The organism is Candidatus Phaeomarinobacter ectocarpi, from assembly GCF_000689395.1.
Lineage (GTDB): Bacteria > Pseudomonadota > Alphaproteobacteria > CGMCC-115125 > CGMCC-115125 > Pyruvatibacter > Pyruvatibacter ectocarpi.
The window spans coordinates 1,717,717-1,738,432 of record NZ_HG966617.1 but is presented as its reverse complement, the minus strand read 5'-3'; the positions used below and the strand labels follow the sequence as shown (position 1 = coordinate 1,738,432).

General features: G+C 58.3%; 21 protein-coding genes and 1 tRNA gene. 17 read left to right on the top strand and 5 right to left on the bottom strand.

What is annotated here, in order from left to right; genetic code table 11:
* The first annotated feature begins 100 nt into the window (after positions 1-100).
* From rpsK to BN1012_RS08305, 9 genes are all read left to right on the top strand, one after another.
* Positions 101-490 (top strand): 30S ribosomal protein S11, encoded by a 390-nt coding sequence (gene rpsK, locus BN1012_RS08345; protein WP_043949265.1) that lies wholly within the window; start codon positions 101-103, stop codon positions 488-490.
* 103 nt (positions 491-593) lie between these two features.
* The gene (locus tag BN1012_RS08340; protein WP_043949264.1) at positions 594-1,628 is read left to right on the top strand and encodes a DNA-directed RNA polymerase subunit alpha; all 1,035 of its coding nucleotides are present in this window, start codon (positions 594-596) and stop codon (positions 1,626-1,628) included.
* 42 nt (positions 1,629-1,670) lie between these two features.
* Positions 1,671-2,090, top strand: a complete 420-nt coding sequence (gene rplQ / locus BN1012_RS08335) for a 50S ribosomal protein L17 (RefSeq protein ID WP_043949263.1) — start codon at positions 1,671-1,673, stop codon at positions 2,088-2,090.
* A 208-nt stretch (positions 2,091-2,298) separates the two neighbouring features.
* Entirely contained in the window at positions 2,299-3,726 is a 1,428-nt protein-coding gene (locus BN1012_RS08330) for a DegQ family serine endoprotease (RefSeq protein ID WP_043949262.1), read from the top strand.
* Between the two features lie 51 nt (positions 3,727-3,777).
* Complete coding sequence (locus BN1012_RS08325) at positions 3,778-5,088, top strand: replication-associated recombination protein A (protein WP_043949261.1); 1,311 nt, start codon at positions 3,778-3,780, stop codon at positions 5,086-5,088.
* The gene (gene crcB, locus BN1012_RS08320; RefSeq protein WP_043949260.1) at positions 5,085-5,465 is read left to right on the top strand and encodes a fluoride efflux transporter CrcB; all 381 of its coding nucleotides are present in this window, start codon (positions 5,085-5,087) and stop codon (positions 5,463-5,465) included. The genes BN1012_RS08325 and crcB overlap by 4 nt, the downstream gene beginning before the upstream one ends.
* Positions 5,462-6,457 carry an RluA family pseudouridine synthase gene (locus BN1012_RS08315; RefSeq protein ID WP_043949259.1) on the top strand — a complete coding sequence of 332 codons (996 nt, stop codon included), beginning with the start codon at positions 5,462-5,464 and terminating at the stop codon, positions 6,455-6,457. The genes crcB and BN1012_RS08315 overlap by 4 nt, the downstream gene beginning before the upstream one ends.
* A complete protein-coding gene (locus BN1012_RS08310; protein WP_043949258.1) occupies positions 6,454-7,140 on the top strand; it encodes an HAD-IA family hydrolase in 687 nt (228 codons plus the stop codon). The genes BN1012_RS08315 and BN1012_RS08310 overlap by 4 nt, the downstream gene beginning before the upstream one ends.
* Before the next feature lie 2 nt (positions 7,141-7,142).
* On the top strand, positions 7,143-7,904 hold the full coding sequence (locus BN1012_RS08305) for an ATP12 family chaperone protein (protein WP_043949257.1): 762 nt from the start codon (positions 7,143-7,145) through the stop codon (positions 7,902-7,904).
* Between the two features lie 4 nt (positions 7,905-7,908).
* Here BN1012_RS08305 and lipB read toward each other — a convergent pair whose 3' ends face one another.
* A complete protein-coding gene (lipB, locus tag BN1012_RS08300) occupies positions 7,909-8,628 on the bottom strand; it encodes a lipoyl(octanoyl) transferase LipB (RefSeq protein WP_081826295.1) in 720 nt (239 codons plus the stop codon).
* A 109-nt stretch (positions 8,629-8,737) separates the two neighbouring features.
* Here lipB and BN1012_RS08295 point away from each other — a divergent pair, with 109 nt between their 5' ends.
* The 7 genes from BN1012_RS08295 (at position 8,738) to BN1012_RS08265 (ending at position 13,893) form a co-directional block, all read left to right on the top strand.
* Positions 8,738-8,974 carry a FliM/FliN family flagellar motor switch protein gene (locus BN1012_RS08295; RefSeq protein ID WP_043949256.1) on the top strand — a complete coding sequence of 79 codons (237 nt, stop codon included), beginning with the start codon at positions 8,738-8,740 and terminating at the stop codon, positions 8,972-8,974.
* A 180-nt stretch (positions 8,975-9,154) separates the two neighbouring features.
* On the top strand, positions 9,155-9,715 hold the full coding sequence (locus BN1012_RS08290; RefSeq protein WP_043949255.1) for a precorrin-2 dehydrogenase/sirohydrochlorin ferrochelatase family protein: 561 nt from the start codon (positions 9,155-9,157) through the stop codon (positions 9,713-9,715).
* Entirely contained in the window at positions 9,712-10,509 is a 798-nt protein-coding gene (locus BN1012_RS08285) for a phosphoadenylyl-sulfate reductase (protein WP_244442881.1), read from the top strand. The genes BN1012_RS08290 and BN1012_RS08285 overlap by 4 nt, the downstream gene beginning before the upstream one ends.
* Positions 10,510-10,652: 143 nt before the next feature.
* Positions 10,653-10,739: transfer RNA gene (locus BN1012_RS08280), tRNA-Leu, on the top strand.
* A gap of 186 nt (positions 10,740-10,925) precedes the next feature.
* The gene (mgtE, locus tag BN1012_RS08275; protein ID WP_244442880.1) at positions 10,926-12,338 is read left to right on the top strand and encodes a magnesium transporter; all 1,413 of its coding nucleotides are present in this window, start codon (positions 10,926-10,928) and stop codon (positions 12,336-12,338) included.
* Positions 12,323-13,285 carry a Kelch repeat-containing protein gene (locus tag BN1012_RS08270; RefSeq protein WP_043949254.1) on the top strand — a complete coding sequence of 321 codons (963 nt, stop codon included), beginning with the start codon at positions 12,323-12,325 and terminating at the stop codon, positions 13,283-13,285. Before mgtE ends, BN1012_RS08270 begins: the two co-directional genes overlap by 16 nt.
* Positions 13,285-13,893, top strand: a complete 609-nt coding sequence (locus tag BN1012_RS08265) for a GNAT family N-acetyltransferase (protein ID WP_052534855.1) — start codon at positions 13,285-13,287, stop codon at positions 13,891-13,893. Before BN1012_RS08270 ends, BN1012_RS08265 begins: the two co-directional genes overlap by 1 nt.
* A gap of 7 nt (positions 13,894-13,900) precedes the next feature.
* Here BN1012_RS08265 and BN1012_RS08260 read toward each other — a convergent pair whose 3' ends face one another.
* The 4 genes from BN1012_RS08260 to BN1012_RS08245 all read right to left on the bottom strand — a co-directional run bounded on the left by BN1012_RS08260 (position 13,901) and on the right by BN1012_RS08245 (position 18,603).
* Positions 13,901-16,420, bottom strand: a complete 2,520-nt coding sequence (locus BN1012_RS08260; RefSeq protein ID WP_043949253.1) for an autotransporter family protein — start codon at positions 16,418-16,420, stop codon at positions 13,901-13,903.
* Positions 16,421-16,701: 281 nt separating this feature from the next.
* Positions 16,702-17,316, bottom strand: a complete 615-nt coding sequence (locus tag BN1012_RS16820; RefSeq protein WP_052534852.1) for an NUDIX hydrolase — start codon at positions 17,314-17,316, stop codon at positions 16,702-16,704.
* The gene (gene pip / locus BN1012_RS08250; RefSeq protein WP_043949252.1) at positions 17,313-18,281 is read right to left on the bottom strand and encodes a prolyl aminopeptidase; all 969 of its coding nucleotides are present in this window, start codon (positions 18,279-18,281) and stop codon (positions 17,313-17,315) included. The genes BN1012_RS16820 and pip overlap by 4 nt, the downstream gene beginning before the upstream one ends.
* 115 nt (positions 18,282-18,396) lie before the next feature.
* A complete protein-coding gene (locus BN1012_RS08245; protein ID WP_043949251.1) occupies positions 18,397-18,603 on the bottom strand; it encodes a cold-shock protein in 207 nt (68 codons plus the stop codon).
* 486 nt (positions 18,604-19,089) lie between these two features.
* Here BN1012_RS08245 and BN1012_RS08240 point away from each other — a divergent pair, with 486 nt between their 5' ends.
* The gene (locus tag BN1012_RS08240) at positions 19,090-20,709 is read left to right on the top strand and encodes a carboxyl transferase domain-containing protein (RefSeq protein WP_043950820.1); all 1,620 of its coding nucleotides are present in this window, start codon (positions 19,090-19,092) and stop codon (positions 20,707-20,709) included.
* Positions 20,710-20,716: the final 7 nt, after the last annotated feature.

Sequence of the window (20,716 nt, the reverse complement as noted above, 5' to 3'; positions counted from 1 at the left end):
GCCGGTAAGAAGAAGTAATACAGCTTTTGCCAGCGCGACTTGGGCCCCGGGGCGGGGCAATCAGGGATACGCCGCTGGCTGACAAGGACAAACGGACAAGATGGCAAAAGAAGCAACCCGCGTACGCCGCAAAGAACGCAAGAACATCTCTTCAGGTGTGGCGCATGTGAATTCGACCTTCAACAACACCATGATCACCATCACGGATGCACAGGGAAATGCGATTTCCTGGTCATCAGCCGGTACCATGGGATTCAAGGGGTCACGTAAGTCCACGCCATTTGCTGCACAGGTCGCAGCAGAAGACGCGGGCAAGAAGGCTGCCGAGCACGGCATGCGCACATTGGAAGTAATGGTTTCAGGTCCGGGTTCCGGGCGTGAATCAGCTCTTCGCGCGCTGCAGGCCGCTGGCTTCACCATCACGACCATTCGTGACGTTACGTCCATTCCGCACAACGGTGTGCGCCCGAAGAAGAAGCGCCGCGTCTAACGCAGCTCTTCGGCGGACGGTACGTCCTACTACGGACTTAAATTCGCGGCCTTCCCCCTTGGTGATTTCACCATCCTGGCTTTGTGCCAAGCGGGGCCGCTAGATGAACGAGGCTAACAAATTGATCCAGAAGAACTGGCAAGAACTGATTAAGCCCAACAAGCTGGACATTCAGCCGGGCCGTGATGCCCAGCGGATCGCAACGGTCGTTGCAGAACCGCTTGAGCGCGGCTTTGGCCTGACGCTCGGCAACGCATTGCGCCGTGTTCTGCTGTCATCGCTGCAGGGCGCTGCGGTGACGTCTGTTCAGATTGACGGCGTGCTGCACGAGTTTTCTTCTGTTGCTGGTGTGCGTGAGGATGTCACCGACATTGTCCTCAACATCAAGCAGATGGCGATCCGCCTGCATTCTGAAGGCCCACGTCGCATGACGCTCAAGGCTGACAAGGCCGGGGCGGTGACTGCGGGCATGATCGAGACGGGTGCGGATATCGACATCCTCAATCCTGATCTCGTGCTGTGCACGCTCGATGAAGACTCTGAAATCCGCATGGAATTCACAGTTGATCTCGGCAAGGGCTACGTTGCGGCGGATCGCAACCGTCCCGAAGATGCGCCGATTGGCCTGATCCCGGTGGACAGCCTTTTCAGCCCGTGCCGCAAGGTGTCCTACAAGGTTGAGAATACCCGTGAGGGACAGATTCTCGACTATGACAAGCTCACGCTCACAGTTGAAACCGATGGCTCACTGACGCCGGATGATGCGGTTGCTTATGCAGCCCGTATTCTTCAGGACCAGCTGCAGACCTTCGTGAACTTCGAAGAGCCTCGCCCGGAACAGCCTGTTGAAGAGCGTCCCGAGCTGGAGTTCAACCCGGCACTGCTGAAGAAGGTAGATGAGCTTGAGCTCTCTGTCCGTTCAGCCAACTGCCTGAAGAACGACAACATCGTCTACATTGGCGACCTTATTCAGAAGACAGAAGCGGAAATGCTCCGTACGCCGAACTTCGGCCGTAAGTCGCTGAATGAAATCAAAGAAGTGCTTGCCCAGATGGGTCTCCACCTCGGTATGGAAGTGCCGAATTGGCCACCGGAGAACATCGAAGACCTGGCTAAGCGTTACGAGGATCAGTACTAGGCGCCTGCCCAACGGGGTAACTGCGCTTAAGGAGAGAAGAAGATGCGTCACGGCAAAGCCCACCGCAAACTTAACCGGACCACGCCTCACCGTAAGGCGATGCTGGCCAACATGGCGGTTGCGCTCATCAAGCATGAGCAGATTGTAACAACGCTGCCCAAGGCAAAGGAGCTTCGCCCCTATGTGGAGAAGCTCATTACGCTCGGCAAGCGTGGTGACCTCCATGCCCGGCGTCAGGCCTATTCAAAGCTGCCTGAGCAGAAGTGGGCCCAGAAGCTGTTTGATGTGCTTGGTCCGCGGTATGCAGACCGCAAGGGCGGCTACACCCGCATCATGCGCGCTGGCTTCCGCTATGGTGACAACGCGCCCGTCGCCGTCATCGAGCTTGTGGACCGCGATCCGTCCGCCAAGGGCCAGGACTCCGGTCCGGACCTGACAGCAGACGAGCAGGACGCAGCGTAAGCGTCAGCTGACAAGAACGACCAAGAAGGCGGCTCACTGAGAGCCGCCTTTTTTGTTTGTGTCGTTTCGGGTCAGGTTCAATTCATCTGCGTTGTTCATTATCTCAATCGACAATGCTTGATGTCAGCGGGTGTGCTTATGCAAGATCGAAGAGCAGCCTGTCTTTTGAGATAGATGCCCCCGCGAAGCTTTTGGAGTGAGACGCAAGATGGTGCGCAAAATTGCCGGATATGTTTGTGCTGTCGGGCTTAGCCTTATGGCGATCGTGGCCGCGACACAGACCGTGCAGGCCCAAACTGTTCCCACGTCGAAAGCGCAGATTGATCTGAGCTTTGCGCCGTTGGTCAAGCAGGTGGCCCCTGCCGTGGTGAATGTCTTTACCAAGCGCGTGGTTCGCGAGCAGGCGCGCTCGCCATTTGCCAATGACCCGTTTTTCCAACGCTTCTTTGGCGACCGGTTTTCGTTCGGCATGCCGCGGGAGCGGGTGCAGAGCTCGTTGGGCTCTGGTGTGATTGTCGCGGCCAACGGCATCATCGTGACGAACAATCATGTGATCGCAAATGGTGACACTTTCACCGTGGCGCTCTCGGACCGTCGTGAGTTTGAGGCGGAAGTGCTGCTGGCGGACGAGCGGACTGACCTCGCCATTCTCAAGATCGACACCAAGGGTGAAGTTTTGCCCACATTGCAGTTTGGCGACTCTGATGGTCTGGAGGTCGGGGACCTTGTCCTGGCCATCGGGAACCCGTTTGGCGTTGGACAGACGGTGACCAGCGGTATCGTCTCTGCTCTTGCGCGTACCCAGGTTGGCGTGACGGATTACCAGTTCTTCATTCAGACGGATGCGGCGATCAACCCGGGTAATTCGGGTGGTGCTCTGGTGACAATGGATGGGCAGCTCGTAGGTGTGAACACCGCCATCTTCTCGCGCTCTGGTGGGTCCATCGGTATCGGCTTTGCCATTCCGGCCAATATGGTCCGGCTTGTTGTGGCATCAGCCCAGGACGGCAATGACGGCCGGGTGGTGCGGCCCTGGCTGGGCGCGTCGGTTCAGACTGTGACGTCTGAGCTTGCCCAGTCCCTTGGGCTTGATCGTCCCGGCGGCGCACTGATTGGAGATGTATATCGGGGTGGGCCAGCCGACCGCGCGGGCCTGGAAACCGGTGACGTCATCCGCTATCTGGATGTGCATGACGTGGTGGATGAGAATGCCCTTAGATACCGTCTTGCCACGCGCGAGGTTGGCACCAGTGTGTCGATTGACTACCTGCGCGATGGTATTGCCCGCAGGGGCTCGCTAACGCTCACAGCGCCTCCTGAGCGGCCAGCCCGGGATACAACCAAGCTCGACGGGCCGCACCCCTTTTCAGGGGCAACCGTTGCAAACCTCTCGCCAGCTCTGGCTGAGGAAATCCGTCTGGATCCCATGTTGTCCGGCGTTGTGGTGACTGAAGTGGTGCGTCGCAGCGCTGCCAATCGTCTGGGGGTTCAGCCGGGCGACATCATTCTCGGTGTCAATGACACACGGGTGGCGGATGTGGACGCGCTTGAGAGTGCGTTGACGGGTGGTGGCCGCAACTGGCAGGTGTCGGTTCGTCGCGGCGAGCAGGTGTTCAATACCAACGTTCGCCTTTAACTCCGCCTACACAACTGACCCAATGGCTGCCAAATCGGATATGGTGCAGCCATGTCCGATCTCTTCCAACAGGCTGGTCTTGAGAGCGAAGCGCCACGCCCCCTGGCGGATCGCCTGCGGCCGGCTGTCTTATCCGAGGTCACCGGTCAGGACCATCTGGTTGCCGACGACGCTCCTCTGGGGCGGATGTTGGCAACGGGCCGCCTCAACTCGGTGATTTTGTGGGGACCGCCAGGCACTGGAAAAACGACCATTGCCCGGTTGCTGTCATCCGCAGTGTCGGAGATGGAGTTTGTCCAGATATCAGCAATCTTCTCAGGTGTGGCTGATCTGAGAAAAGTCTTTGATGCTGCTAAGTCCCGGCGCGGCATGGGGAAGGGGACACTGCTGTTTGTGGATGAGATCCATCGCTTCAACCGTGCGCAGCAGGATGGCTTTCTGCCCCATATGGAAGACGGGACAATCATCCTGGTGGGGGCCACGACAGAAAACCCGTCGTTTGAGTTGAATGCCGCTGTTCTGTCGCGTGCGCAGGTGCTTGTGCTCAAGCGTCTCGAAGAGCAGGCGCTGGAGACGCTTCTGGCGCGCGCCGAGGCGCTTGAGGGCAGAGTATTGCCGCTCACCAGCGACGCCCGTGATGCCCTCAAGGCGATGGCTGATGGCGACGGCCGGTTCTTGCTCAATCTGGCTGAGGAGCTGCTGACGCTTCCAGCAGAGGCGGAGCCGTTGGACAGCGCCGCCCTGGCGGAGACCGTGCAGCGTCGTGCGCCTGTCTATGACAAGGGGCAGGATGGGCACTACAATCTCATCAGTGCCCTGCATAAATCCGTACGCGGATCAGACCCTGACGCGGCTCTTTATTGGCTGGCGCGCATGTTGACGGCTGGAGAGGACCCGCTTTTTCTCGCCCGGCGCCTGGTGCGCATGGCAATAGAGGATATTGGTCTGGCTGATCCGCAGGCGGTTGTTCAGGCGAATGCGGCCAAGGAGGTCTATGACTTTCTGGGTAGCCCCGAAGGCGAACTGGCGCTGGGCCAGCTTGTGGTGTATCTCGCCACTGCACCCAAATCCAACGCTGCTTATGTAGCCTACAAATCGGCCACACGCCTTGCCAAGGAGACCGGCTCTTTGATGCCGCCCAAGCACATTCTCAACGCGCCAACCAAGCTCATGAAGGAGCAGGGGTATGGCTCAGGGTATGAGTATGACCATGACGCTGAAGGCGGTGTCTCGGGTCAGACCTATTTCCCTGAAGAGATCGGCGAGCGGCCCAGTTTCTATCAGCCACCGGACCGAGGGTTCGAACGCGAGTTGAACAAGCGTCTGGCGTATTTCGCAAAGATTAGGAGTGGCCGATCATGAACATGATTGTTGCCATTGCGCTGGGCGGGGGGCTGGGTGCCGTTGGGCGGTATGCTGTTGGCGCGGGCGCACTTGCGCTATTTGGTCCAGGTTTTCCGGTGGGGACACTGCTGGTAAATGTCGTTGGTGGTTTCCTTATGGGCGTGGTTGTTGAGGCTGGCGCATTGAGGTTTTCATACAGCCCGGAGCTGCGTGCGTTTTTGACCGTGGGCCTGCTTGGCGGCTTCACGACGTTTTCTGCCTTTTCACTTGAAAGTGCTTTGATGATGGAGCGCGGCGAGTGGGGATTGGCCTTCATTTATATTGTTGGCTCGGCGGTGCTTGCCATCGCAGCCTTGTTTGCGGGCCTTTGGCTCGTTCGGAGTGTCATGTCATGAGCGGCGTTCAAATCATCGATGTTGAACCCGGCGAAGACGGGTTACGTGTGGACCGCTGGTTCAAGGGACGGTTTCCGGGGCTTGGCCATGGGCGCCTTGAAAAGCTATTGCGTACCGGTCAGGTGCGTGTTGATGGCGGCCGGGTCAAGGCGTCAACGCGGGTGGAGCAGGGACAGACGGTCCGTGTTCCCCCATTGCCGGAAGATTCCTGGGCGGCCCAGTCCAGGCCAAAGCGCCAGAGCACCGCACCACAGGACGGGGCGTTTCTGCGCGACCTGGTCCTGCACCGCGATGATGATGTGATCGTGATCAACAAGCCCGCTGGTCTGGCAGTTCAGGGTGGTTCGCGCACAGAAAAGCATATTGATGCGATGCTGGACTCTCTGACGTTTGATGCGCCTGAACGTCCGCGACTTGTTCACCGGCTTGATAAAGACACATCCGGTGTTCTCATGTTGGCCCGCTCGCGCGATGCAGCCGCCAAGATTGGCCGGGCATTGAAACGGCATGACACGCGTAAGATCTACTGGGCGCTCACCAAAGGCGTACCGCGGCCTCACCAGGGGACGATCAATCTTGCGCTTGCCAAGGCCGGCTCTGAGGGGCGCGAGCGGGTGCATGCGGCCGATGAGGACGACATGGATTCAAAAGAGGCGATCACGCACTACGCGGTTGTTTCTCAGGCAGGGCAGAAACTGGCATGGGTGGCGTTCAAGCCGGTCACCGGTCGTACCCATCAAATCCGTGCCCACGCTGTTGCCCTTGGCACACCCATTGTGGGCGATGGCAAGTATGGCGGGGCCGAGGCCCATCCCGGTGGGGAAATTCCCAGGCGGATGCATCTGCATGCCCGCGAGCTCACAATTCGCCATCCCAAGGGACACATGCTGACAGTGAGTGCGCCGTTGCCCGAACACATGCAGAGCACGTGGTCGTTGCTCGGCCTTAGCCAGACGGATGACGAAGACCCCTTTGCGGAGTTGGAAGGGTGAGCCTGAGTTTCATTGTCTTTGATTGCGACGGCACATTGGTGGACAGCCAGCACGCGATTACCAGTGCCATGGTTCAGGCCTTTGAAGCGCACGGCCATGCGCCACCTTCACATCATGACATCCTGTCCGTGGTTGGCATTTCACTTGAACCCGCCATTGCGCGCTTGATGCCGGATCATGGAGCGCATGTTCATGGAACGCTGGCAGAGACCTACAAGGATGTTTTCTCCGGCATGCGCGCAAGCGGCGACATTGGCGAGTATCTCTACGATGGTGCCCATGATGCTGTGACGCGTCTGGCCGGAACTGAGGCGCTTCTTGGTGTGGCGACGGGCAAATCCAGACGCGGCGCGGAGAATGTTCTCAAAGAACACGGGTTGCGGGATCATTTCATCAGTGTACGCACAGCTGATGATGGCCCGGGGAAGCCGCATCCGCATATGCTCAACCTTGCGATGCGCGATGTGGGTGCTGATCCGCATGAGACCATCATGATTGGCGACACCAGCTACGACATGGAGATGGCGCGTGCGGCGGGGGCGGGTGCTGTTGGCGTCAGCTGGGGCTATCACACCGTGGATGTGTTGAAGCAAACAGGCGCGCACGTTGTGATTGATGACTTCAGCGCGCTTGATCATGCTTTGGCTCACGTGCGCCGCATGATGCATGAAGGCAAAAGCTGAATATGAGTGACACCGATAAACCTACCTTTGTCGCGACCTATGATCCTGAAGGAGAACGTGACGCACGGCTTTCCAAGCGGTTTTACAAGGTAGCTGCGAGTGCCAAACGGGATGACGGGTTTGCCATTGCTCTTGATGAGAGAGAACTCAAGACGCCGGGCCGAAGGGCGGTTCGTGTGCCCAGTGCAGAACTGGGTGAGGCTGTGGCCGCTGAGTGGGAGGCGCAAGCGTCTCATATTGATCCCTCGACCATGCCTCGGACACGTATTGTGACAACCGCCATTGATCGTGTGGCGCTGGATAACGGGCCGGCGATTGACGAGATTGTCGGTTACGCCGGTACAGATCTCGTCTGTTATCGGGCGGATGACCCGGAGGAACTTGTCGCCTTGCAGGGGCAGGCGTGGGATCCCTTGCTGGAATGGTTTGCAGAGGCAACTGGAGCCCGCCTGAAAGCAACCAGCGGCATCATTCATGTGCAACAGGACGACGAGGCACTTCGTCAGGTGGCGCTTCTTCTGAAAGAAGTTGATCCGATCAGCCTGACGGCTCTGCACACATTGGTGACAATCTCAGGCAGCGCGGTCATTGGCCTGGCGATGCTCAAAGGGCACCTTGATGCCAAGGCCGCCTATGCGGCATCGCGCGTGGACGAAACATTTCAGATCAACAAATGGGGCGAAGACCAAGAAGCTGCAGAACGCGCAGCGTTTCACAAAGTAGAGTTTGATGCCGCCGCTGAAGTTCTGGGCTTGCTAGCCTGACGCCTTACTCGGGGGTCTCGTCAATCGTTGGACCAAACACACGCTCGAACTCAGTGCGCAGTGCCATGTCGAGGTCAGGCATGGAGGCCGTCAGGCCCAGATCTTCAAAGCTCGTAACGCCATGCTGCTGGATGCCGCACGGTATGATGCCTGAAAAATGTTCGAGGTCCGGGTCAACGTTGATGCTGATGCCATGGAAGGTGACCCAGCGGCGGACCCGCACGCCGATGGCTGCGATCTTGTCTTCTGTTGCGGCACCACGATCGGGACGCTTGACCCACACACCCACCCGGTCGTTGCGCACTTCGCCGCTGATGTGAAAGTGGGCGAGGCTGCCGATGATCCAGTCTTCCAGACCTGCGACAAATGCCCGGACGTCCTGTCCGCGTGTCTTGAGGTTGAGCATGGCATAGCCAACGCGCTGACCTGGCCCATGGTATGTGTATTGGCCGCCGCGCCCGGTCTCATAAACCGGGAACCGGTCGGGTGTCAGTAGGTCCTTGGGGTCGGTGCTGGTGCCTGCCGTGTAAAGGGGCGGGTGTTCCAGCAACCAGACAAGTTCAGGGGCCTCTCCGGCAGCAATGGCGGCCGCACGTGCTTCCATTTCCGCCAGTGCCACAGGGTAGGGCACCTGATCTGGTGAAATACGCCACTCAACGTACGCAGCATCAGTATGGAGCCGGGTCACGGGCGCGCGGGCGGATGTGTCTTCGGAAACGCTCATGAAGGTCTCTATATCATTATTCGCGTTTACGTATGGGTAACCCTGTTTTGCGAGGTTGGGGAACCGGATCGCCCGATGAAGGGCTGATCATGCAGTCTGGACCCGTACCATGAGCGCCATTGAAAAAGTTGATGTTGAGATTTCCGTTGTTCTCGGCAAGGCGACCATGCCTATTCATCAGCTCCTGAAGATGGGCCGTGGGGCTGTGATTGAGCTGGATGCGGGTGAAACTGAGGAAGTCTGGCTGCTTGCCAACAATCAGCCCATTGCACGCGGTGAAATCGTTGTTCAGGGCGACCATGTGGGCGTTTCCATTACAGAAGTCCTGCAGCAACACACTTTCTGAGCCAGAAGCCGGTTGCGACCGCTTTAATTACGCTTAATTTGTGTGATTTATTCTATTTCACGCCTTTTGCTTGAACAAACGGCGGTTACCCCTTAACTCTTGGTCAATAGGCCGCTCTCACCCGATGGAATTGGGCCGAAAGCAGCCATTCCGCCAGGTGTTTTGTTGGGTAGCCTTTGCATGTTTCCCGTTTCACTAGATTTGGACCGGTTGACGGTCGCTGTTGCCGGGAGTGGTGCTGCGGCCCGCCAGCGTATCCGGCTGCTGACGGAAGCAGGTGCAGGTGATTTCGACGTTTACGCGCCTGATGCGGACGCAGAGATGGTGGAAGCCGCTGGCGCTCGGCTCGTGCGCCGTCTGCCGGAAGACAGTGATCTGGGTGCATTGGACGTCTTGTTCATTGCCGACCTTGCGGAGGCGGATGAAAAACGGCTGGCGGCGGCTGCCCGGTCAAGGAAGGTGCTGGTCAATACCGAGGATGTTCGGCCGCTGTGTGATTTTCACGTCCCGGCCATGGTGCGGCGGGGAGATCTCCTGCTGGCGATTTCAACCGGCGGCGCCTCTCCGGGACTTGCACGTCGCCTGAAAGCACATCTGGGTCAGGAATTCGGCGAAGAGTGGGCAGACCACATAAATGAAATTGCCAGCGCTCGAACGCGCTGGCGTGAAGAGGGGGTGCCCCTGCCTGAACTGGGCAAGCGTACCAATGCTCTTATTGATGAGAAAGGTTGGCTGTCATGACCGCATTGCAGGCCACCACGACAGAACGGACAACACCTGTGCAACGTCAGGCAATGGATTCAGAAACCGTCACGTCTGCGCGGCTTGAGCAGTTGCGTCGTGATTTTGGTCACCTGGAAGGTGCCGAGTTGCTGGATGCGATGGTGCATAAGGCGTTTCCCGAAAAGATCGCCATGGTTTCGTCATTCGGATCTGAAGCGGTCGTGCTTTTGCATCTGTTGTCTGAAGTAAACCCAACAGTGCCAGTGCTCTTCCTCAACACCGGCAAGCTGTTTGGTGAAACGCTTCGCTATCGCGATCGGCTGCAGGACAAGCTTGGCTTGACGGATGTTCGGTCGCTTGGCCCGGATCCCCGTGTGGAAGCTGTGTCAGATCCCGCCGGCGACCTGTGGGCGCGGGATGCGGATGGCTGCTGCCATTTCCGCAAGGTATTGCCGCTGGCGCACGGGCTGAAGAATTTTGAGGCCTCGATCACCGGCCGCAAACAATTTCAGACTGGCGCGCGCGCCAGCATGCCCACGATTGAGCAGGAAGCGAACGCGGACGGTACGCCTGGACGTTTCAAGATCAATCCATTGGCGAACTGGAACCTCGATGACCTCAAGAACTACATCGAAGATCACAAACTGCCACGGCACCCGCTGGTCAAGGATGGTTACCTTTCAATCGGCTGCATGCCGTGCACGGATCGTGTGAAAGAAGGCGATGATTACCGCTCAGGCCGGTGGGCTGGAACCGACAAGGATGAGTGCGGAATTCATGTGCCGGGCCTCGTCGACGGCGACGGTATCTAGGATCAAGGCCTGGGCCGGATTGGACCTCTGATCAGGTGTCCAATCGGGGCCAGACCAAGGCCTTGTGTTGCGCCCGGCAGTTTGCTACACGGCGGTCCCTGCTTTGTTTGGCCGCTTCTGGCGGCATTTGCAGGTTCTACCGTGCGGTCGTGGCGGAATTGGTAGACGCGCAGCGTTGAGGTCGCTGTGGGGTAAAACCCGTGGAAGTTCGAGTCTTCTCGACCGCACCATTTTTCTACTTTTTGATGATTTTTTCCTGCTCACCGGCTTTGCCGGTGGACAGCAGCCGTATGGCTGCACATCTTTGTGTCATTGGCCCCGATTTGCCGATTTGGGCTGGTTACTTGCCAGCGGTTCAGTTAGCAAAAGCATAGGCTGCGCGACTTTCGGGTTGGCCCCGACAGTCTGACCCTAAGGTGGAGAAGGCGCTGAACGATACCGCACCAGATCTGAACCGTGCATCGGACCCGGACCCCATTGCGGACGATGAGATCGGCCTCTCGCCGGACTTCGTGCGCAAGGTGGTCGACCGGATTGATGCCGGCGATGCGCCCTCGGTACGCGCGGCAGCTGTTGATCTTCATCCCTCAGATGTTGCGGAGCTTATTGAACTCCTGCGCCCTGATGAGCGCCGCACTCTTGTTGCGATTCTTGGTCCTGATCTCGACATAGCCGCTTTGTCCGAACTCGACGAAGGCCTGCGTGATGAGGTTATGGACTACATCGGACCTGGTCGCGTTGCCGAAGCGCTGGCTGATCTTGATACGGATGATGCGGTCTACCTGCTCGAGGACATGGAGGAGTCGGCGCAGCAGGCCTTGCTGTCACGGATGCCGGACGAAGACCGTGCGCAGATTGAGCGGTCACTCGAATATGAAGAAGACAGTGCCGGTCGTCTTATGCAGCGCGACATTGTCGTGGTGCCACCGCACTGGAATGTCGGTCAGGCGATTGACCATCTGCGCGAAGCGGACGACCTGCCGGAAACATTCTTCGAGATTTTTGTTGTCGATGAAATGTACCACGCCATCGGCACCGTTCCGCTGTCTCGGGTCATGCGAACCAAGCGCCCGGTTCCAATCCAAAGCATCATGGATGTGGAGCAGACGCTTATTCCTGCCGACATGGATCAGGAAGAAGTCGCCCACCAGTTTGAGAAATACAATCTGGTCTCCGCTGCCGTTGTGGACGAAGACGACCGGCTGGTTGGTATGGTCACTGTTGATGACGTTGTTGAAGTCATCCAGGAAGAAGCAGGTGAAGACCTGCGCCGTCTTGCCGGTGTTGGTGACGAGGCTCTGACGGATACCGTGATCAAGACGGCGCGCAGCCGCTTTCCCTGGTTGTTTGCAAATCTCTTTACTGCAGCCATTGCGGCGGTTGTGATTTCTGCTTTCGGGGTAAGCATAGAGAAGATGGTGACGCTGGCGATCCTGATGCCTGTTGTTGCAGCCCTTGCCGGGAATGCAGGGACCCAAACCATGACCGTGACAGTCCGGGCTATGGCGACCCGGGACCTGGTGGACTTCAATGTAGGTCGTGTGATTTCGCGCGAGGTTCTTGTTGCCTTCATCAACGGCTTTATTTTTGCCGTACTTATGGGGCTGGGTGTGGGCGTGATATTTGGCGACTGGGAATTGAGCGGTGTCATCGCCGTTTCCATGGTCATCACGCTGGGGTTTGCCGGTCTGTCAGGTATCCTCATTCCATTGGCTTTGGACAGGGCAGGGGCTGACCCTGCTATTTCGTCCAGTGTTTTTCTGATCGCGCTGACAGACGCGGTTTCATTTCTTGCATTTCTTGGATTGGCCACATGGTTGCTGCTTTGACGAAGCTTCGTTCCGCATTCCTTGGAAGCGTCCTGTTCGGCGCGATCTTCACTGTTGCACCTGCCATGGCGGGCAGTTGGAGCGAAGGGGCGCCCATTGGTGAAGCGCGGGCCTTTGGCGCGGCCGCAGCGCAGGGTGAGACGATTTATGTGGCCGGTGGCGCGGGCCTCAAGGAACCGGTCGCGGACTTTGCCGCTTATGACGTCCTTGGCGATATCTGGCGTCCGCTGCCCACCATGCCGATTGGTCGCCAGGGTTTTGGTATGGCAACCGCGCTTGATGGGGGTGTCTATGTTGCCGGTGGATATGCCGGTGAAGATTTCGACACGCCTTCATCGGAGCTATGGCGTTACGATATGGCCAACGCTGTATGGGTGCGGATGGCGGATATGCCTGCCGGACGCGCCCGACATGGCATGGCGTCCCTCGACGGCAAGCTCTACGTGGTCGGCGGTGAGGGGCCAAATGCGTCGCGGGTCTTCGTGTATGACACCTTTCAGGCCGCATGGTCGGAATTGGGGGCAGACCTTCCAGCTCCCCGCAAGGATTTGGGTGTGGTTGCCGCAGCGGGCAACATTTACGCACTGGGTGGACGGACCGGCAATGGCGTGACCGCGCAGGTTCACATGCTTGATGTGGCGGCGGGTCGGTGGCGCCAGGGCACAGCGCTGCCATCGCCTCGTGCAGATGCTGCAGTAGGTGTGGTGGCGGGCAATATCCACCTCGCCGGTGGACGCTCCAATGACCCCATGAGGACATTTTCAGAGCATTATGTGCTGGATGCGTCCGGTGGCGGGTGGCGTACGGCTGAGCCGCTACCTCTGCCGCGCCTCGGTGCGGCATCGGCCGGTTCTGGCGGGGCATTTGTCATTGTCGGCGGATCTGGTGGTGCAGGTGTATTTTCCCTCTTCACCACAAGTGATGTGGTCGATATCTACAAGCCATAATGACTGATCATGTGATTCATCGTGCCGGGCCGAAAGATGCCCGCCTTGTCGGACGTCTCATTGGCGAAGCCTTCGCTGATGATCCAATTTCCCTGTGGATCCTCCAGAAGCCCAAACTCATCACCCGGATCATGACCCGGTTGGCTACTCACGTTTATGTGCCGGATGGATTTGCTGAGTATCTCGACAATCAGCTTGGCGCGACCATGTGGATGCCCCCGGGCGGACATGGACAGCTTGCCGGTTTTCAAAGTCTGGCAGCTTTGTTCGACATGATGGTCTGTGGTGTCCCCAGTGCCCTGGGCCGCAGCAGTGCCTTTGGCTCCGTCATGCATAAGGTCACGCCGCGCGAACCGCATTTTTACTTGTTCACGATTGGCGTTGTACCTGCGGGGCAGGGCAAGGGGCTAGGCGGGGCGTTGCTCCGCTCAGGCCTGGCGCAGGCCGACCGGGCCGGCATGCCGACCTATCTAGAATCCAGTAAGGCCGACAACATACCCATCTACCAGCGATATGGCTTTGAGTTGCGTGATGTGCCCGACGGCCTGCCCGAAGGCTGCCCGCCGATCTATCCGATGTGGCGACCCGTCAAAGGCGGTGCTGCCTAAGGCGCTGTTACCACTTGAAGCGAACGCCTGCAGACAGGGCGCTTTCCTGATCCTTGTTGGACACGGTTCCCTGATAGCCAAGATGTGCGCTGACATTGTCGGCGACCAGAGCGGCAACCCCAACGCCGATTTCAGCGCTGTCGCGTCCACGGGCTGGCGCCCATGTTTCAAATGATCCGCCGCCGCCAACGAAGGAGAAATCGCTGGACTGGGTGACGTCACCCAGTTCGCGGGCCCAGGCGAGGCTGGCGTTTGGAACGACCGGACGTCCTGCTACCTCAAACTGCGTGGAGACCTCAACGCCCAGACGTCCCACAAGGGAGCTGTATTCTTCGCCATCATTGACTAGGCCTGCCGTGCCGGCCCCGGTTTCCGAGAAGCCACTTACATCGGTGTAGACATAGGTCGCGCCAGCGAATGGGCGGAAGGCGAGATGGCCTGCCAGCTTTGTCTTGGACGCTTCAACTGATGCGAAGGCTGAATGGGCGTCGTAGTCAGCATTGGCGGTCGCGGTGAACGCGCCAACAGTGATGTTTCGGGTGGTATCAACGTCCTGATAGCCATAGCCAACTGCCACCGCGATATCGACACCCAAGGGGCTGGAGTGGCCACCAGTTACGCCGACGAGATAGGCGTTGCGATCCATGTCCTGAGCACCGAGATCAGCGTCGTTGGTAAGGTAAGCAACGGACAACCCGGCAGAGCTGTTGTCTGACAGGCGATATTCAGCACCTGCGGCAACACCAATCTGATCATGTTCCGTCTTGTTGCCGTTGCTGTCGCTGTCGATCTGGCCGCGTGAGCCAAGAGCGGTTGTCCAGTAGGTCCAGGGAGACGGGTTGTTTTCGTTTTCAAGATTGCGGGCAGCTGCTGCAGGCGCAGCGGCTATGAGGATGTCTGCTGCGTCGGTAGCCCTGCTGCCCAATGTTGCCTGCGCAAGCTGTACGTATCCATCGGTGCGGGCCGTTGCGGTGTTGCCGCGCCGGGACAGTGCGCCGTCGCCGCGGCGCATGGTGTCCGCAACGTGGTTTATGTTGAGCAGGGCAGCAGAGGCACCGGCCACGTGGATCTCGCCATTCAGGCTCTCAAAGGCCGAACGTGCACCGACTCCAGTCTGGATTGTGAGATTGGCCAGTGCTGTTTGCAGTGTTCCTGTTGCCGTACCGGTGACGCCTGTTAGCACGGCAGCCGTCTGCTGCTGGTTTCGCGTAAAGGCTGCGGTGCCAAAGGCAGCTGCCTGTCCAATGGTTAGCTGCACGTTGTTCGCGCCGTAAACTAGGGTCGGGTTCAGGAAGGCAAAGTTGTTTGCAACTGTCAGGTTGGTGAACACTCCAGCCACGCCACCGGTGGCCGTGAGGATTGTGTATGTCTGCGGTGTGGCATAGGTGCCCGCTTCAGGGAGGAGCTGGACCGTGCCGCCGTTGATCGTGGCGGTGCCGGTTGCAACGATCTGGTCAGACGTGCCGTTTTCGTTGATTTCCACCTGATAGATGGAGCCCGGTGCGAAGACGACATTACCTGCCACATTCAGGGTGCCGATGGAGTTGCCTGGCGCCAGCGTGCCGCCTGCGTTGGCGGTGATGCCGCCGAAGGTGCCGGTGCCTTTGACTGTGCCGCCGTTGATGGCGAAGGGGACGGTTGTTGTATTGTTGAACGTCCACTCGCCACCCGTAACGCTGAAGGTCTCGAATGACTGGTACTTGAGTGTGTCTGTCCCGGTATCAATTTCAGCAAGGTTGAAGGTGCCAGCACCGGTCCCACCGAAGCGCAATGTGTCATTGCCACCGTTGCCGAGAATGTTGCCGTTGAAAATGCCGGTTGGCTGCAGCTCGACAGTGTCTCCCCCGGCACTGCCGATGAAGGCCGTCGCTGTCAGGTTGCTGGTAACCGTGCCGGCGTTGATGAACGTTCCGCTAATCCCTGTGAACTGAACGCTGCCGGTCGACGACGTGATGGATGCACCTTGTGCGTTGGTGACCGTTCCGCCACCGAAGGACACCACACCAAGGGCGTTTGCTACGGTGATGGTGCCCGTGTTGTTGACCACGCCGCCAGCCCCAACGATGTTGATCCCGCTTCCAAATCCAGTGGAATTGATAGTTCCGTGGTTGGTGACTGTTCCGGTGCCGCCGAGATTTACCGTGGTCCCGAGGTTGCTGTTCGTAACGCCACCAACTTCATTGGTGAACGTGCTATTGCCACCGCCTGAAAACGACACTGAGGTGTTGCCATTGATGGTGCCGGAATTTGTCACGACGCCATTTGCGGCGTTGTATTCTATGCCGTTACCGCCTAGCGGGGTGATGGTCCCCTGATTGTTGATGTCCCATTGGAGTGCGCCGGAGGTGATGCCGTTGCCGCCTGCGTTTGTAACAGTGTTGCCCGGTAGAACCGTTACGGTGTTTGCTGCCCCTGGCGCGGGGCAGTTAGCGGTTAGGTTGAGCGGGAAGGCAGTGTTGTTCACATTGAATGTGTTGGCTGGGCCTGCAGCTACGCAGGCTGCATAGGCGGCATCAGGGGCTGCCATGAGCGCAGTAAGCGCCGTGGTCCCCAACGCAGCACACAACAAAGCGCTCCGAAGTTGGCTGTTGATTGATGACTGACTGTTGGAATTCGAACTCATGACCGCCCTGTACACTTTGATCCCCGGATGCACCGATGGTGCATCCGTCGGAAAGTGGCGGTTTCCCAGGATTTAGCAATCACTCGAAAGTATGAGTGGTCCTGAAAAACGGCGGAAAACAGAGTTTTTTGGTCTGAAGAAATCGGAGAAATCTGGTCACATGGGAGCGTAAAGCGGCGATCTCCCTAAATGTGTGCCCGCAATTCGGAAAGATCAGGGTTGCTCGTGATGAGATGCCTTGCTGCCAGCATGATTCCCGCATGGGCGATGGCGATATCGGTGCTGCCATCAGCAAACACCCGAAAGGCGTCGCCCAAGGGCATGGTGATGACTTCCAGGTCTTCGTCATCCTCCAGCGCTTGCTCGTGGGCTTTGACGGCGCCGATGCCGAGATACGGATAGGCCATCTGGCGGAACCTGCCGGGGTAGGGATGGATGGGTGGCAACGCGAAGATCCTGTCTGCGCTGTAGCCGGTTTCTTCGCGTAGCTCGCGGGCCACGGCATGCTCTGTGTTCGGATCATCGTCATCGATAATGCCGCCGGGTAATTCCAGCATCACGCGCTGGGAGCCGTGGCGATAGTTACGGACCAGCACCGCATGGTGGTCCGGTGTGATGGCAAGCATGGCTGCCCAGTTTGGCAGGTCGAAGACATGATAGGGGTCCACAATGGCACCGCGCATGGTTTCGCAACGCTGCTGGCGTGCACGGATGTAGGGCGTTTCAAAAACGATTTCTTCTGAATGGACTTTCCATGCGCCGGGCTTGGAAGGGGGCTTGATGGAATTGGAAGAACTCATGTTGTGTCTTTCAGGAGATGCGGGTTGAGGGCTGTGAGAAGGGCCTGTGTGTTGGATGGATCGCGCCATGTATGACCTGCATCGGGCACGACGGTCAGATTTGTGTGTGGAACGGCGCGCGCAAATTCAAATGCCGTTTGGGGTGGACATACGATGTCATAGCGCGACGTCACCAGATCGATCTTGATGTCGGCAAGTGTCGTTGCTGCCTGCCTGATAATGCTGTCGCCGTCGATAAAGCCGTGATGGCGAAAGTAATGGTTCTCGATGAGCGAATGCGCCAGCACGAAGTCAGGATCTGCAAGTTCCGCTGACATGCGTGTGGTGTCGACGACAAGCCGCGAGACAGCTTTTTCAAGGGCCGTCCATCTATGCAGGGCATCCAGGCGCTTGGCGTTGTTTGTGTCAGCAAACAGGCCTGCATAGGCAGTGATGGGGTCTTGCTGTTGTGTCGGTGTCAGCGGTTCCAGGAAGTCGGCAAACACATCCGGATACAGGGCTGCAGCAACGCCGCCTGGGTAGTACAGGGCTTCGAGTTCGCTTTGGCGTGACAGAAACAATCCGTAGAGGACTATTCGGGCAACGCGCTTGGGATGCGCCATGGCTGCGACGACGGCGAGGGTTGCTCCCCATGAGCCGCCAAACAAGGCCCAGCGCTCCAGCTTCAAATGGTTGCGCAACCGTTCAATGTCTTGGATCAGATGAGGCGTTGTGTTGGCCTCGAGGCTGCCATGCGGACGCGATCGGCCGGCACCGCGCTGATCGGCCAGGATGATCCGGTAGTGTTCGGGGTCTGTGAGTTGGGTGATGTCGGTCGAAAATCCGCTGCCGGGACCACCATGCAGATACATTAATGGTTCGCCTGCGGGATTGCCGCACTCTTCGTAATAGATCTCGTGGCCATCCTCTGGCGGGAGGAAGCCACTGGCGTATGCATCGCTTTTGGGAAAGAGGGGCAGAGCCATGTGAACCTGTCGCGTGGTTGTGGTTCATGCCGCCGCTGTGCAGCAGATACGAATACGGCCCGGACGCTGGAAGCGTCCGGGCCGCGAATTCGTCAAATCCTGGAGTGGAGGCTAATTAGCCAACAACTTTCAGGTTTTCGGCAGACATCTTGCCGTTGCGGCCTTCCTGGAGTTCAAACTCCACGACCTGGCCTTCGTCAAGGCTTGCCAGTCCGGCAGCCTGAACAGCTGTGATGTGCACGAAGGCGTCTTTGCCGCCATCATCGGGCTGTACGAAACCGTAGCCCTTTTTCATGTCGAACCACTTCACGGTTCCCTGCATCTTGATAGTCCTTCAATTCCGATCGTCACACGATCTTGTACCGTCCTTGGCAACATGCCTGGACGGGCATTCGCAACCCCTTGCCGAAAGTCCTGATTGCGTCTTTGTTGGGTGACGTCGTCGGAGGAGGCCAGAGAAGTCGAATAGGCACGGGGACCATGCTCGTTTTTCGCGATTTTTGCAATGTCTTTCGGGGGTTGCCTTATTTGCCTGTGATTAGGCATCGAACGGCCGCGTGAGGCGGGGGCCTGGTAGTTCAAATGATGCAGGGTTTTCCGGTTGATCCCCTATTGTGTCCGGGGGAGTTGGACGTGGCCTTGGAACTACGCAAAACCGGCGGTTTCCTGCGCATTGCTCCTATGTAACACATCACTTGCTTGCGGTTTTGGGCTATGCTCCCTTGACCTACGCATCTGTCAGATTCAGGTGCATTTTGAAGCGGGCGCATACTCAACAGACGCCGGCGCAGGAAGTGTTTCAGGGACCATGCCGAAGCTAAAATCGTCCATCCAGACCAAGAGTAGCAGTTTCAAGGAAAATGCAGCGGCCATGCAGGGCCTGATTGCTGACCTTGAAACCAAGACAGCGCAGGCCTCTTTAGGCGGCAATGAACGCTCGCGGGACCGACATGTTTCGCGCGGCAAATTACTGCCTCGTGACCGTGTTGCCCGGTTGCTTGATCCCGGCACGCCCTTTCTTGAACTGTCGCCGCTTGCCGCAAATGGCATGTATGACGATGACATACATGCAGCAGCGATCATCACCGGCATTGGGCGTGTCTCTGGCCGCGAATGCATGATTGTATGTAATGATGCGACAATCAAAGGCGGCACGTACTATCCGATCACCGTGAAGAAGCATCTGCGCGCACAGGAAGTGGCGCGGGAAAACAGGTTGCCCTGCATCTATCTCGTGGATTCCGGCGGGGCCAATCTTCCCAACCAGGCAGACATTTTTCCGGATCGCGAACACTTCGGGCGCATCTTTTTCAATCAGGCAACAATGTCGGCCGAAGGCATTGCGCAGATCGCGGTTGTGATGGGGTCGTGCACGGCCGGTGGGGCTTATGTGCCGGCCATGTCTGATGAGACCATCATCGTGCGCAATCAGGGCACGATTTTTCTGGGTGGTCCGCCGCTTGTGAAAGCTGCCACCGGTGAAGTTGTCAGCGCGGAAGACCTGGGCGGTGCGGATGTGCACTCACGCAAGTCCGGCGTGACGGATCACTATGCGGAAGATGACGCCCACGCCCTGGCGATTGCGCGGCAGATTGTGAGCAATCTGAACACGCGCAAACCTTGCGAGGTCGAAATGCGCGCGCCACGTGCGCCGCTCTATGATCCGGCAGAGCTTGCCGGCGTGGTGCCGGAAACGCTCACCACCCAGTATGACGTGCGCGAAGTCATCGCGCGGCTGGTGGATGGCTCGGAGTTTGACGAGTTCAAGAAACTCTATGGCACGACCCTGGTCACCGGGTTTGCGCGGTTGATGGGATATCCCGTCGGCATCGTTGCCAACAACGGCATTCTGTTTTCGGAAAGCGCGCAGAAAGCGGCACACTTTATTGAGCTGTGTTCCCAGCGCGGCATCCCGCTGATCTTCCTGCAGAACATTTCCGGCTTCATGGTCGGTAGCCAGTATGAGGCCGGCGGCATTGCCAAAGATGGCGCCAAGATGGTGACGGCTGTTGCCACAGCACAGGTGCCAAAGTTCACGGTCATTATTGGCGGCTCCTATGGGGCCGGGAACTACGGCATGTGTGGTCGTGCCTATTCACCCCGGTTCATGTTTGCCTGGCCCAATGCACGTATCTCCGTCATGGGCGGCGAACAGGCCGCCAGTGTGCTTGCAACGGTCAAACGCGACGGCATGGAAGCACGCGGCGAAGCGTGGAGTGCCGACGAAGAAGATGCCTTCAAGGCTCCCATTCGCGAGGCCTATGACGAAGAGGGGCATCCGTATTTCGCCACAGCGCGCCTTTGGGACGATGGCATCATTGCGCCTCAGGACACGCGCATGGTGCTGGGGCTCGCCATATCCGCTTCATTGAACGCGCCTATCCGCAACCCTCTTGCGCCCGACAGGTTCGGCGTCTTCAGAATGTAAGGAAACA